Annotated in this window: 12 protein-coding genes and 1 pseudogene; 1 reads left to right on the top strand and 12 read right to left on the bottom strand. The window is 56.7% G+C overall.

Annotated elements, in window-relative coordinates:
* Nucleotides 1-62 precede the first annotated feature (62 nt).
* The 12 genes and pseudogenes from DESLA_RS0104545 to DESLA_RS0104495 all read right to left on the bottom strand — a co-directional run bounded on the left by DESLA_RS0104545 (nucleotide 63) and on the right by DESLA_RS0104495 (nucleotide 11,685).
* Entirely contained in the window at nucleotides 63-776 is a 714-nt protein-coding gene (locus DESLA_RS0104545) for a hypothetical protein (protein WP_028571550.1), read from the bottom strand.
* 42 nt (nucleotides 777-818) lie between these two features.
* A complete protein-coding gene (locus DESLA_RS0104540) occupies nucleotides 819-1,154 on the bottom strand; it encodes a hypothetical protein (protein WP_028571549.1) in 336 nt (111 codons plus the stop codon).
* A 36-nt stretch (nucleotides 1,155-1,190) separates the two neighbouring features.
* A complete protein-coding gene (locus DESLA_RS0104535) occupies nucleotides 1,191-1,853 on the bottom strand; it encodes a YIP1 family protein (RefSeq protein WP_245589994.1) in 663 nt (220 codons plus the stop codon).
* Nucleotides 1,854-2,111: 258 nt separating this feature from the next.
* A pseudogene (locus tag DESLA_RS23650) lies at nucleotides 2,112-2,204 on the bottom strand (zinc-ribbon domain-containing protein); the annotation flags it as partial.
* A 106-nt stretch (nucleotides 2,205-2,310) separates the two neighbouring features.
* Nucleotides 2,311-2,793, bottom strand: coding sequence for a flagellar export chaperone FliS (gene fliS, locus DESLA_RS18720; protein WP_084032184.1), 483 nt, complete (start codon nucleotides 2,791-2,793; stop codon nucleotides 2,311-2,313).
* Between the two features lie 67 nt (nucleotides 2,794-2,860).
* Nucleotides 2,861-4,534 carry a flagellar filament capping protein FliD gene (gene fliD / locus DESLA_RS0104525; protein WP_028571547.1) on the bottom strand — a complete coding sequence of 558 codons (1,674 nt, stop codon included), beginning with the start codon at nucleotides 4,532-4,534 and terminating at the stop codon, nucleotides 2,861-2,863.
* Nucleotides 4,535-4,687: 153 nt separating this feature from the next.
* Nucleotides 4,688-5,671 (bottom strand): flagellin N-terminal helical domain-containing protein, encoded by a 984-nt coding sequence (locus DESLA_RS0104520; RefSeq protein WP_028571546.1) that lies wholly within the window; start codon nucleotides 5,669-5,671, stop codon nucleotides 4,688-4,690.
* Between the two features lie 304 nt (nucleotides 5,672-5,975).
* Nucleotides 5,976-7,193 (bottom strand): replication-associated recombination protein A, encoded by a 1,218-nt coding sequence (locus tag DESLA_RS0104515; protein ID WP_028571545.1) that lies wholly within the window; start codon nucleotides 7,191-7,193, stop codon nucleotides 5,976-5,978.
* Nucleotides 7,190-8,020 (bottom strand): hypothetical protein, encoded by an 831-nt coding sequence (locus tag DESLA_RS0104510; protein ID WP_028571544.1) that lies wholly within the window; start codon nucleotides 8,018-8,020, stop codon nucleotides 7,190-7,192. Before DESLA_RS0104510 ends, DESLA_RS0104515 begins: the two co-directional genes overlap by 4 nt.
* Nucleotides 8,021-8,058: 38 nt before the next feature.
* Nucleotides 8,059-8,835 carry a 16S rRNA (uracil(1498)-N(3))-methyltransferase gene (locus DESLA_RS0104505; RefSeq protein ID WP_028571543.1) on the bottom strand — a complete coding sequence of 259 codons (777 nt, stop codon included), beginning with the start codon at nucleotides 8,833-8,835 and terminating at the stop codon, nucleotides 8,059-8,061.
* A 20-nt stretch (nucleotides 8,836-8,855) separates the two neighbouring features.
* Nucleotides 8,856-9,932 (bottom strand): glycine cleavage system aminomethyltransferase GcvT, encoded by a 1,077-nt coding sequence (gene gcvT / locus DESLA_RS0104500; protein ID WP_028571542.1) that lies wholly within the window; start codon nucleotides 9,930-9,932, stop codon nucleotides 8,856-8,858.
* On the bottom strand, nucleotides 9,925-11,685 hold the full coding sequence (locus DESLA_RS0104495; RefSeq protein ID WP_028571541.1) for a hypothetical protein: 1,761 nt from the start codon (nucleotides 11,683-11,685) through the stop codon (nucleotides 9,925-9,927). Before DESLA_RS0104495 ends, gcvT begins: the two co-directional genes overlap by 8 nt.
* A gap of 413 nt (nucleotides 11,686-12,098) precedes the next feature.
* On the opposite strand from DESLA_RS0104495, the gene DESLA_RS0104490 reads away from it, so the two are divergent.
* Nucleotides 12,099-12,998, top strand: coding sequence for a lysophospholipid acyltransferase family protein (locus tag DESLA_RS0104490; RefSeq protein WP_028571540.1), 900 nt, complete (start codon nucleotides 12,099-12,101; stop codon nucleotides 12,996-12,998).
* Nucleotides 12,999-13,089 lie beyond the last annotated feature (91 nt).

Below are 13,089 nucleotides of genomic sequence, written 5' to 3'. Positions count from 1 at the left end.
TTTCTGAATTTGTGGATGGTCGCAAGTTTCAGCGACTCAACAGTGAACTGAGCAAACTCGTTCTACCACGGACAAGCCGGATAGGCCTCCCAATTGTTGTTCCACTGGCCGACGTTCATGGCCAAGTCGCAGGCCAGGATGGTCATGATGGAGAAGACCGGCTCTTCCGGGAGGCGGCGGGTGTGGTGGGCGATGATGTAGTCGCGGCGGGGTTGCGGTTCCATGCGTCCGGCGTGTTCCATAATCCAGATGCGCTGGCCGCCTTCCACCTCGTAGATTTCCAGGCGCAGGCTGATGCTGGTCGTTCCCCGCGAGCCGCCGCTGAGAAAGTACGGGATTTCACCCCGGACAATCAGGTCCACGTCCAGGGCCCTGGCCCTGGCCAAGGCTCTGGTCAGCCCCGGCCACGTCGTTTCTTCCTCGTAGATGAAGGAAGGAAAGACCGCGGCTTGACTCCAGGTTTGCCAGAAAATGCGCCCCAGGGCTCGACCCAGGACGATGGGGCTGTCCGTGGGTTGGGTGACCTGCATGGGGTAGAAAATGGCTGAAAGCGGGGCTGCCGGAACGTTCTTGGGATAAATCGAGATGATGGGAGGGCCGCGAAAGATCGGGGCGTCGGTGGTCACTTCCTGAGGGCCGATGCGGGGCTCCCAGTAGTTGCCGACCACTCCGACATATTCCCCAGCCTGTCTCGCCAGGTCGCATCCGGTGAGTACCGAGAGGGCCAAAGCCAAAAGTATGATCCACGCGCCAAGTCTGTTTCGTTTCCGCGTCATAGAGGCTCTTCTTGTCATAGAGGCTCTCCTTGTAAAAAGGGACTATTGCGGCAAGGAAGAGGCCGTGGGAGCTTCCTTGACGGCTTCAAGCAAATGTTCGCGGGATTCAATCAGATTCTCCCGCAACTGGAGTCGCTTCTCCGGAGTAACGAGCCGAAAATTCGGACGCTCGATGATTTCCTCGAGCATTTGCATTTCCCGTTCGACTTTCATCAGGCGGGTCCGAAGTTGCGGCTCATTGACGCAAAACCGATTCACCGCCGCGGCCAAGGCCCGGACTTCCCGCGAAAGGTCCAATAACGCCTCTGGTTTGGTTTGCTTGGAGACTTCTTGGGAATCCCGGTAATTTGTCCAGATTTGTTTCAGCCAAGAGAGCATGTCGACAATTTCTCCGTTGTCTCGGTTGCAACGTGGTCAGAAAACCGGTGCCCCGCTGCGTTGCGCCATGCTCATGACGATGGCCAGCAGAAGAATGAACGGAATCAAGGGGAGCAACATGGCCAGGAGGACCTTGGCCGTTGTCGTCCGATGAATGTATTTATAACCCAAAAAGGTGACGACCAGGGACCAGATCGCTCCCACCAAGGGGCCGACGAAAGGAATCAGCGTCAATACCATTGGAGCGCTGCCGTAGGTCAGGGCGCGGAATGTTCCCTCGAACCCTCGCGTTGCTCCCCCGACCATATTGAGGCAGGCATGAACCAGCACGGCCATGACGTACAGCAGCATGGTCAGGATGATCGGGTAGCCCACCAGCAGCATCACGGCGCTGAACCCCATGGCCTCACCTTCCCCGGTCATGCTCGATGTCATACCGGTCATATCCCAAAGCATCTGCAAAACGATCTGAAACTCGGCGACCAGCAGGTAAAAAATTAATGGCTTGATCTGGCCGGAGCCCACGGGCATGGCCTGAAAAAACGCCGCGGGCCGGAGCATAGCCCGCTTGATGGTCTCCCAGATGCCGGGAAAAAAGCCGTAAATGTCCAGCCGCTCCCAAGGCACCTCGATCTCGCCGCCCTTGGTGACCTCTTCGGGCTGCTCCGTATCTTGGGCTTCCTGGTGAGGCGTGCCCATGGAAGCGAGACTGTCCCAGAAATCGCCGTTGTCGGAAGGGGCTGCCTTTTCGGATGGTGCTTTTTCGGGCCGCGCTGTTTCGGTGTGGTCGGTCCGTGCCGCTCGCTGGGCAAAATCGCCTCCAGGAGCTCTTTCCGACTCGGTTCGGGCTGATTCTGTTTGGGATTGGTGGGAGTCAGGCTTGTCGAGCGGGGGGGCCGCAAGAAGGGGAGGAGGCGGGAAGGGATCACCCGCTGTACGGAATTGAAATTTGTGTTTGCACTTCGGGCAGGTGGCGATCTCCGCCCGTTCCGGGATTTTTTCGTCCGGAACGGTCCTGGCGAAGCCGCACTGGGGACAGGTGATTTCCATGGTGTTTCCTCGGGGACAAACGTTCAACAACTTCGTCCATTCCTAGCCCGTCCCGAGGAGAGAAGCAAGCAAGCCTGAAGCCGCCCCCGGCGGCGCGCACGGTTGATTACTTGTAGGCGTTCCTGGCGTACCGCATGGTCGTGCTCGGCGTGTTCATCTCCTGAGCGGCGAACCCCGAAGGGGAAGCGGTCATGGTGGAGGTGGTCGAGGAAAACGTAGTCGGATTCTGGTTTTTGATCTCCTCGAACGCGGATTTCAAACCGGAAAGAATGGTGATCACCTCGTCGATGAGCTTGGGATCCAGTTTGAGATTGGCCATCAGCAACCGCGTGTTGCAGTAGAAATAGAGCTTGTGCAGATTCTCTCCCAGTTCGCCGCCTTTTTGGGTGTTCAAACTGGCTTCGAGTTCGCCGATGATGTCCAACGCTTTGGAAATCAGCAGCCCCTTTTGCTCCATATCCCGTTCTTTCATTTTCTGCTTGGCCTGGTTCAAGAAATTAATCGCCCCTCCATAAAGCAACACGACGACGTCTCCGGGGTTGGTCGTGGTGACTTGAGTTTGGAGGTAGGCTTTCGCGGCATTATACATATTCTTCTCCCGATCTTGAAGGTCGGACTTGCGACTGAACACCAAGGCGACACTCGGTGTCGCCGGCTTACTTCGTATCCGAACTCAACTGCCCGAGCTGCGACCTTATGGAGACACCGAGCTGATCGTAATAGCCGAGCAAGGTTTCCAAGCGAGCGAAGCGCGCGCGTAAGTCCCGCTCCATGCGGGTGATGCGACGCTGTTCGAATTCGATTTTACGGTCGATGCCGTCGGTAATATCGTCGTAGTTCTCTTCAAGTATTTTGAGTGGTCCGGTGCTGATGTCCGTCAAGTCCTTGAGCGCGTCGGCCAGCTCAGGAATTTTTCCGTATTTTAAAAACACTTTACCGGTATACGTTCCATCCATGGACAGGTCGTCCACCTTGATCACCATACCGGCCTCCGGCTTGCCGCTCATGCCGGTGATTTCCCCGTTCCCGCTGTAGCTGGCCGGATTGCCGTTGATGGTCGCGTTGCTGATCGTACCCCCGCTGACCGTGTATTTTACATTGTACTCGCCGCCTTTGGTCACGCCGTCAATGCTGGTATAATATCGGAAATCCTGAGAATCACTGGAACCGATATAGTCGGCGGCAAAAACCCTGGCAAAGGCATCCGGACGGTTGCGCAACGAGTGTTCCAGCACTTCCTCGTCCAGCTTGAGCATGCCGAACATGGGAGAGCCTTGATCGGCATCCGTGGTGATCCCGATCATGCCCAGGGAGCTGAACACGTCGTTGTTCACGTCGAAGCCGATGCTTTTCACGGAGGTGATGGACTTCAGCCGTGAATCGATCATCTGGATGGCATAGTTGCCGGTAAGGATCGACCCGTTGCCGCTCTGATCCACTTTGGTCAGCTTGGTAATCTGTGCTCGAACCTCATTTACCTGATCGACGAACTCCCGGACATTCTCCAGGACCTTTTCATTGTTCACGGCAATATTCAGCGTGGTTGTTCCGGCTTGACGCAGGTTAAGAGTCACGCCGTCCAGCAAGTCGGATATCGTATTCGTGGAGCGTTCTATCCAGTTCTCTTCACCAGGAGGGAAACCGTCGATTTTCAGCTTGGAGTTCTGTGCTGCCTGGGTTTCGCTGAAGCTCGCGTTTTCAAAACCAGGAACAGTGGTCGTGTCGTTTATGGTGATCGTCTTGTTCGCTCCCAGGTCCATGCCCCGAAGCTGCAAGTGGTGTACGCCGTCCGCGCTTTTGATGATGCTGGCCCGGACCCCAGGGTTCTCAGGATCTGTATTGATCAGGTTTCGCAAGCCCTCAAGGCTGCCGCCGGACGGCAGGTTCAACATCCGTGTTTTGCCGTTGTAGGAATAGCTGAACACCCTGGCCGAGCCATCGGTGATGTCCTCCGTCGTACTGGCCTTCGTCGTCGTGCTGGTCAGGATATGGTTCTGAGCCAGTTGGTGGACTTCGAGCACATGACTGCCCACCTGGGCCTTGTCCGTGGCCGTGGCCGTGAGCACGTTGTCGTTGACGCTGTCCGCATCCTTGACCATAAACTTGGCCATGGTGTTTATACGTTGCAAATTGGTCCGCAGGGTGAGCATCTTGGAATTCAGCTCCCGAAATCCCTCCTGCTTCTGCTCCCACTCCTTTTTCCAGAGCTCCAGGCGGGCGGTTTGCCTTTTCTCCAAGTTGATCAACTGTTCGATCATGGTCTTGAAGTCCGTTCCGGACCCCAGACCCGTAAAGTTGATCGATCCTGATATGAGGGCTTCCGTATCCATGATGTGACCTTGCTGGGAAAAAGTTGCTGGTTCGATTTACCTCATATTTTTTAAAGCAAAGTCGATGCCATCGTACAACTGAACCGCCATCAGCAAAAAAGGCCGGACCCTAGAACAGGGCCCGGCCTTGAGTGATCAAGCCCCGATTTATGGTTAGCCGCCGATGAGCTGCATGGCCATCCTGGGCAGGGAGTTGGCCTGGGCGAGCATGGCTACGCCGGCCTGGGTGAGAATCTGGCTACGTACGAATGCCGTCATTTCTTGGGCAATATCCGCGTCCGAAATCCGCGATTCCGCGGCCTGAATGTTTTCGGCCTGAATCTGGAGGTTGGTGATGGTGTTCGACAGCCGGTTCTGCAAGGCACCGAGACTGGCTCGGATGTTATCCTTAGAAAGAATGGCGTTTTCCAGGGCGTTCAGGGCACGCTGGGCACCCTGTTGTGTAGAAATTGAGAAACCATCATCACCATCTCCCCCAGCCTTATCTGACATCCCGGCAGCATAAAAATTTGATGTTTGATTCGAATTATTCCCAACACCGAGAGCGGAAGCCGTGGCAATACCAATAGCAATGTAGTAGTAATCCTCTGAACTGTCGTTCGATGGTCCGAAGTGAACCTTCAAAGGACCTGTCGATTGCATGCCCGAGCCAGTATGACCTTGGCCCCAGAGATGGGGGTTGGCTGTAGCTACGTTGTCGCCGCTTCCTGACAAGTTCCCATTCAAGAGGTAGATACCATTAAATTTCGTGGCATTGGCAATTCGGGTAATTTCCGAGGCCATGGCTTGATACTCGGAGTCGATGATCAACCGCTGGTCCGAATTGTAGGTGCCGGTAGCCGCCTGGGTGGCCAGTTCCTTCATCCGGATCAGCTTTTCGTCGATAACGGCCAGAGCGCCGTCAGCGGTCTGAATCATGGAGATGGCGTCGTTGGCATTCCGGACGCCCTGGTTCAGCGAGGCGATTTCCGCCCGCATCAACTCACGAATGGCCAAGCCGGCGGCATCGTCGGCACCGCTGTTGATGCGCAGACCGGACGAAAGGCGCTGGGTCGACGTGCCCAGTGCACCATAGTTGCCCGAAAGATTTCGGGCCGCGTTCGTGGCCATTAAGTTGTTGTTAATACTTAGCATGATACTTCCTCCTTGGGATATGTTGGCTTCCTTGCCTGGGCGTCAAACCGTCCTTCATGGACATGATCCGCACCCGCCACGGGTGGGGCCGCCCAGCATTTGACTACTGTATCGACGGATGGAGAAAAAACTTTAGAGCGAAATCAGAATTCACAAGGAATGCTGGTTTTCTCTCACCCGTCATGGAGTGATGGCGTGATGGCAGGAGAAAAGCTTTCCGTATCTGGCTGTACGAAAGGCAAGGCAGGAAGTGATTTGCAAAAAAGAAGCCATTTAGAAAAGACGGCCTTGAAAATTCACAATCCGGTCAGCCAACCTTCCTTTTCTTCCGATACTTGGCCAGCCAGGCGTTCAGCCGCGGCTCCTGGCCTTGGAGTTTGGGTTCGTAGAAGCGGAGGTTGACTTCGGTGGGGAGGTAGTCTTGTTCCACCCAGGCGTCGGGGTAGGCGTGGGGGTATCTGTAGCCGCGGCCGTAGCCCCATTCCTTTTGCAGGGCCGAGGAGGCGTTGCGCAGGTGCAAGGGGACGGGGCGGGGGCCGTGGGCGCGGATTTCTTTTTGGGCGGCCAGGTAAGCGGCGTAGGTGGCGTTGCTTTTGGGGGCCAGGGACAGATAGACCGTGGTTTCGGCCAGGGGAATGAAGCCTTCGGGCATGCCCACGAATTCCACGGCTTGCTGGCAGGCCACGGCCATGCTCAAGGCGTGAGGGTCGGCCAGGCCGACGTCTTCGGAGGCCGAGAGAATCAGGCGACGGCAGATGAAGCGGGGGTCCTCGCCGCTCTCCAGGAGGCAGGCCAGGTAGTAGAGGGCCGCGTCCGGGTCGCTGCCACGGATGGATTTGATCAGCGCGGAGGCCAGCTCGTAGTGGGAGTCGCCCTCGCGGTCCCCGCGCAGGACCACTTCGGGCAATGCCTGGCGCAGCTTGTCCTCGGCCCATTTTTCCGGCGACAGTTCCGCGGTGAGTTCCAGGAGGTTGAACAGGGTCCGGGCGTCGCCGTTGGACAAACCGGCAAGAATTTCCAGGCTGGTTTCGGGTATGGCGGCCCCGAGGCTTTGGGCCCCGCGCTTGGCCAGGATGGTCAGTTCCTGGCGGTTCAGCGGGCGCAGACGCAGAACGTGCATTCGCGAAAGCAGTTGTTTGGTTACGCTGAAGGACGGGTTTTCCGTGGTGGTGGCCAGCAGGGTGACTTCCCCGCTTTCCAGGATAGGCAGAAAGAAATCCTGCTGGGCCTTGGAAAAGCGGTGCAGTTCGTCCAGCACCAGAATTTCCATGTTCTCCAGCTTCTTGCGCAGGTTGGCCAGTCCCACTTCCGGCGCGCTCAGACGCAGATAGGGCTGATTGCGGGAAGTGGCTAAAAGCAGGGCCAGGGTAGATTTTCCACAGCCCGGAGGGCCGAAAAGCAACATGCTGGGCATGCGCTTGGCCTGAAACAGGGCGTGCAGCCTGATCCGTAAATGATCCTGGCCGACAAAATCCTCCAGCTTGGTCGGGCGAATGGCCGCGGCCAGAGGCTGCTGAAAGCTCATTGCCCCTCCTTATGGTCGCTGGAGGAGAGTGGGGCGGAAGATCGTTCGGCATCGTCGCCATCAGCCGCGCTCGGCGACGGGGACGCGACGTCGCGGGAAGCAGGAGGTTGGGCCTCTGCATCCAGTTCCGAAGGGACCACCTCCACTTCGGAAAAATCGTAGGAAATATCCCCGACCACCTCGACGCCATCCTGTTCGCCCTTGTCGCTCGTTTCACCGACCGGCTCGGGAAAATACTCGTGGGGAAGCAGGTCCTGGGGCAGCTCAATCTCCCAGACCGGCAATTCCTCTTCGGTGGATTCTGCTCCTTCGGAAAAATCGGGCTTTGGGTCGTCGACTTGGTAGATTATTGCCGTATCGGCGTCATCCTCGGACATGACCTCAACCAGGGAGAGGTCGTCTGGCTGTGCGACCTCGAAATTATCCTGGGCCGGCGCGGCAACGGAAACGGTGGGGATGTCTTCCGAAACGGCAGAGGGGTATTTGGCGAGCAGCGTTTCCCGATTTGAGATGGAATGAGCTGTTTCTTCATTTTGCAAGGATTCTTCAGGCGGCGACAAATCAAAATCCAACGTTTGTTCGTCGAAAGCGAAGCGTTCGGCGGCCTCGACATCCGGTTCGAAATCCATCGGCTCCGGGGCGGTTGAAGGACCTGGTTCCGCCTCTGCCTCCGGCGGTTCGGGGGCGGACTCGGGAAGCCACTCATGCCCGGCTGATTGGAGCCAGTTCAGGTTCAAGGCCGTGCGAATCGACTGCCAGTCGTAGCCGCATTTGGAACAGGTCGCCAGGTGGTCGAAACTGGTGTGCTTGCATTTGGGACAATACATGGTGCGGGCTCGTGACGATGTGTGGTTGACGTGGGAGGTCAGGCTTCTGAAGCACCGCCCTGGATACTCCAATAACAAAGCCCGAGGCAGAGCAGGGCGGCGGTTTCCCAGCGCAGGGTGGACCGCCCCAGGGAGCGGGGCAGGTAGCCGTTGCCTATAAAGGATTGCGCTTCGTTCTCGGCCAATCCGCCTTCCGGGCCAAGGACCAGGACCGCGGGGCCGGAAGACGGAAGCTGTCCCGGATCAAACAGATCGCTCGGCGAAGCACTTTCCCAAATCAAAAAGTTTCCGGACTCCGGAGTTGCTTGAGAGGAGGCTTGCAGAGAAGCTTGATTGGACAAGTTGGAGCACAAGCGGATCACCTCGTCGGGCCCTTCGGGAACCGTGGTGATCGTGGGCAGCCAGGGATTGCCGCATTGCTTGGCCGCGTTGACCAAGTGATCGGTCCAGCCCTCCTTGGGCTGATCCGGGACCCTTCCTTGACTGCGTGAAGCTTGCCAAAAAATCAACCCCGCGGCTCCCAGTTCCACGGCTTTTTCCAGGATCCAACCGCGACGCGAGGCCTTGTTCCAGCCAATGGCCAAGTGGATTTCCCGTCGCGGACGCGGAGGGCGTTGCTGAGTCAGAAGTTCAAGGTGGGCTGTTTTGCGGGCTGCGGCCCGCACAATGAAATCACCGACCCGCCCATGGCCATCGAAAAGGCGTACGGTGGTTCCCGGACGAGCGCGCAAGACAGTGAGCAGGTGATGGGCTTCCGGTCCTTCCAAGCGGAACGGCTCCTGCCATTGATCCGGGGGGAGGTAGAGGGATTTCACGGTTCGGCGCGGAAAACCGCCTAAAGCTTTATTCGGGCGGTCCCTTGAGTGTAAAAGGGTAGGGTAGTGCGTCGCGCGGGCAACTCGGCCTTCCCTGTTCGGACCACGAATTCCGACTCATCGGCGAACTGCGTGTCCACATACGCCAGGGCAACGGCCTGGCCCAAGGATGGGGCGAAACTACCGCTGGTGACTCGGCCGCGCGCGTCCCCGGATGGACTGTACACCACGTCTCCGTGACGGGCGCTGCGTCGGCCGGAAATGAGCAGCGGGGTCAGGTGTTCCCGGACGTCCATCTGGTGCTCCTTTCCCACATAAGGGGCAGGGGAGGTGAGCAGGGCGGCGTACTCGGCCTCGGCCGGGGTGTGGTGCTCGTCCAGGTCCTGGCCGTACAGCGGCAGCCCCATTTCCAGGCGCAGGGTGTCCCGGGCGCCGAGTCCGGCCGGAAGCACCCGGTCGTCTCGCAGGCAGGCTTCCCAGAACGCAAGCGCCGACGATGCCGGCAGATAGATTTCATAGCCCAGCTCCCCGGTGTACCCGGTGCGGCTGATCAGAACTTCCTCTCCCTGAAAAAGCTGCTTGCAAAAAGAAAAATACCCCAAGTTCCGCCAGTCAGCGGGCACGACGCCTTGCAACACCTCCAGGGAAAGGGGGCCTTGCAAGTCGATCTTCGCAGTCTGTTCGGAAACGTCCTCCAGTATCACCGCGGACGGCAAGAGGCCCCGGATCCATTCCCGGTCATGGTCGATCCGGGCGGCGTTGACCACGAGCAGGAACCGGGCTTGCTCCAGCCGGTAGATGATCAGGTCGTCGAGAATTCCTCCGTCTTGACTCAGAAGAAATCCATATCCAGCCCGGCCAGAACGCAATTTTTGAAGGTTATGGGTCACGATGCGCCCCAGCGCTTCTTCCGCGTCCTCTCCGGAGACGAGGAATTCGCCCATGTGGCAGATGTCGAACACGGAAGCCCGTTTCCGAGTCTGTTCGTGTTCGGCCAAAATCCCGGCGGCGTACTGCACCGGCATTTCCCATCCGGCGAATGGAACCATCCGGCCCTGATGGGCCGAGTGCCATGCATGCAACGGTGTCTTATGCATCACGAACCTTTTTCTCTTTTTCCGGTACGGGGTCGCGTGACTCCGGTCGTTGTTTGCGAATGCCGCGTAGTTCATCCACCAATCCCACCAGCCGACGAAATTGGGCCTTGACGCGCAGACCGTAGACACTGGCTTCGTCTTCCTTAAGTTGGACATAGCGTTTATTCAGATAGGCATTGCCCAGAACCCGTTCGCACAAGTTGACGACCCGGTCCATCAGCCCGTCGAAATAGGGATGGATCTCAAATTTGAAGTCCTGGAGAATGTCGTTCATCTGTTGGAGCATGTCCAGCCAGGAGAGAGGCTGACCTTTGCGGGAGCGCTGGGTCAAATCCTCCAAAATACGGACCTTGCGGGCCTGCCGGATGTAGGAATACTGCGACCAGACGTCGGTGTACAGTCTCTGGTGTTGCTTGAAGACGTCCAAATTACTCTGCTCAAAGAGATAGCCGTCCAAAACCTTGACCACTCCGGAGTAGAACTCGTCGCTGTATCCGATGATCCTGCGCTGGTGCTTGGATAGCCAGGCAAACAGAAATTTCAGCCGCTTTTCGTGGGTATCCGTGTTTTCCACGACTTCCAGCTTCTTGAAGCGAATCGAGCCGGCGTACTCGCCCTTGACGATGTCGTTCAGCTTCAGAAGCATATTGGAAATGTCCTTGATCACGTTGGCCTCGCAGCAGACTTCTCCGGACAGGGGATGGATGATCTCCTGGCGCAGAACGGAAAGCGCCCGGTCCTGACGGACGTTGTTCCGGTCGTAGCGATGCTGGCGGTAAGTCACCCTCAGGATGACGACGTGTTTTTGGGCGTCGACAAAGGCTCCCCGGTCTCCAAGGTGATTGATCAGCTCCACCTGGTCGGGATCGACTCGGACCAGGGCGATTTTGTCCACTTGCGGATAGGACTTGGATTGCGCGTTGGTGTGCAGGGTGGTGATGGTCCGATCCGATTGCCCCAAAACCCGAACCAAAAAATCCTCGCTCAACTTGAACAGCCGTCGCGCGAACAGCGCGGAGGAGGTCCTGCGCTCCGAAACAATGGGAAAGCCGTACAATTCCATGAGAAACTGATAGACGAAATTGCGGTGATGTTCGTAACAACGATTGTCGCCAACCTTGAACTTGCCGATACGCAAGCCGAAGCGTTTCAGTTCGCTGTCCAAATCCGAGGGGAAGGACGCGTTGATGCCGGAAAAAATAAACGGCCCCTGGGAAAGTTGGGAGAAAACATGCCCGCGCTCCATGCGCAAAAGAAAGGAGAGAACCCGTGGATAATTCTCCAAAGCGGTCAGGTCCCGCTCGGAAAAGTAATACTGAAACTCGTCGTGCATCTGTCTGGGAAGGCGACTTTGAAAGGCCAACTGGTTTTGGCGGGAGATCTGGATTTCCAGGGGGCAGACGGTTTGGTCGCCCTGGTCCAGGAGCTCGAAAGGGGAATGCAGGATGTCGAATTGAAAGATTTCCTGGAAATAGGAAAGGGGTCTGGCCAAGGCCACCAGGCTGAACCCCGGCAGATGCTTGTATTCGAAAATATCTACGTCAAAGGAAGGAAGGAGCTCCCGGGCTTCGACAAGAGGGTAGTTGGCCGTTTCAAAATAGGGTTTGATCAAGCAGTACTTGATATGCACCATGTCCAGAAAACGGCGCAATTCAGGAAGGGTGCCGAACTCCGGGATGTTTTTGAACGTCCAATGATCGGCCCAGGCAATATCCTGGGCTTGAGAAAACGCCTGCTCCCAGATAATGCTCATAGCGAGACGGGCGTTTGATCGTGGAGAAGAAAAAAGAGGCGATTCAACTGCTTCATTCCCATGTGCCTTCAATGCAATTCGGATACTTTTTAAAAGATTATCTGTTTTTTCGTAAAAAAACAACATGTAGCCGTACCGACTCTCAATATTCAGGGCCTTTGGATAAGACTGACTGAAGTGCGATCATCCCCGAACATCTTCACGCATATGGGCGACGAACGATCTCAGGATATTCCGTGTTTTTCCGTGTGTTCCGTGGGCCACGCACAGGGCGTCTTGCTGATGAAATATGAAGTTTCATTGTAGTGATAGCGATTATCGAGAACCAAAACGGGAAAGCCAAGGAAAGCGATTTTAAGTCATATTTTTCAAAATATTGAACACCAAAGCCAAAGTATTACTTAAACAATTCCATGCGCACAATCCTTTATGAAGCACTGGCCGCCCTCGGGCAGCACGCGGACTTTCGGCATGTTCAGACCATGGGGGCAGGTCTTGGCCGACTCATCTGGGCCGTCGTACCGTCACGACGCAGGCTGGCCACGACCGCCATCATGGAACGCCTGGGGCTGGGCCCGGCCAAGGCGAAAGCCGTGGCTCGAAACAGCTTTGTTCACAACGGTCGATCTTTTCTGGAAATCCTGCTGTGTCGCAGGATAGATTGGCGGTTTGTCCGGGATAGATTGATTATCGATAATCCGGAACTCTTCCACGAAACCCTTCATGAACTGCGGGGGAGGCCGTGCGTGGCGGCCACGGCGCACCTCGGCGCCTGGGAACTTATAAGTGGACTGCTGCACCTGATAACCCCTCAGGAACACAAACAAGTGATCGTCAAAGCTACCCACGATCAATATTTGTATTCCGTCATTCGGCGAATGCGCAGCCAACCGACGGTGCGCGTCGTCGAGCACGAACAGGCCGTGCCCAAGGTGTTGCGCAACTTAAAGCAAAAAGGCTTGAGCGGCTTTCTCGTGGATCACAATTGCCGGAGGGAAGAAGCGGTCTTTTTGCCGTTCCTGGGGCGAGAGGCCGCGGTCAACATCGGCCCGGCCTTGCTGGCCTTGCGGGCCAAGGCTTTGGTCTGGCCGGCTTTTGTCGTTCGCGAGTCCCCGGATAAATTCCGACTCGTTTCTGAAGCACCGTTGGATACCCAGGATATATCCGGAGATCGCCATCAGAAAGTCGAAGTCATCGCCCGATTCTACACCCAGGCCGTGGAGCGGATGGTGCGTCGTTACCCGGAACAATGGTTCTGGATGCACCGCCGCTGGAAAACCCGCCCCGAAGGGGAGTCTCGCGAGAGGGGGTAATCAGCATATTTATTCGTGATGGCGTGACGAGTCCCGGCAAAACACATTCATAGGATAAAGTTTACATAATTTACATTATGAGACAAATATA

The organism is Desulfonatronum lacustre DSM 10312 (genome assembly GCF_000519265.1).
Classification (GTDB): Bacteria; Desulfobacterota; Desulfovibrionia; order Desulfovibrionales; family Desulfonatronaceae; genus Desulfonatronum; species Desulfonatronum lacustre.
Note: the sequence above shows the minus strand (reverse complement) of the source record. Positions and strands in the feature narration are given on the sequence as shown.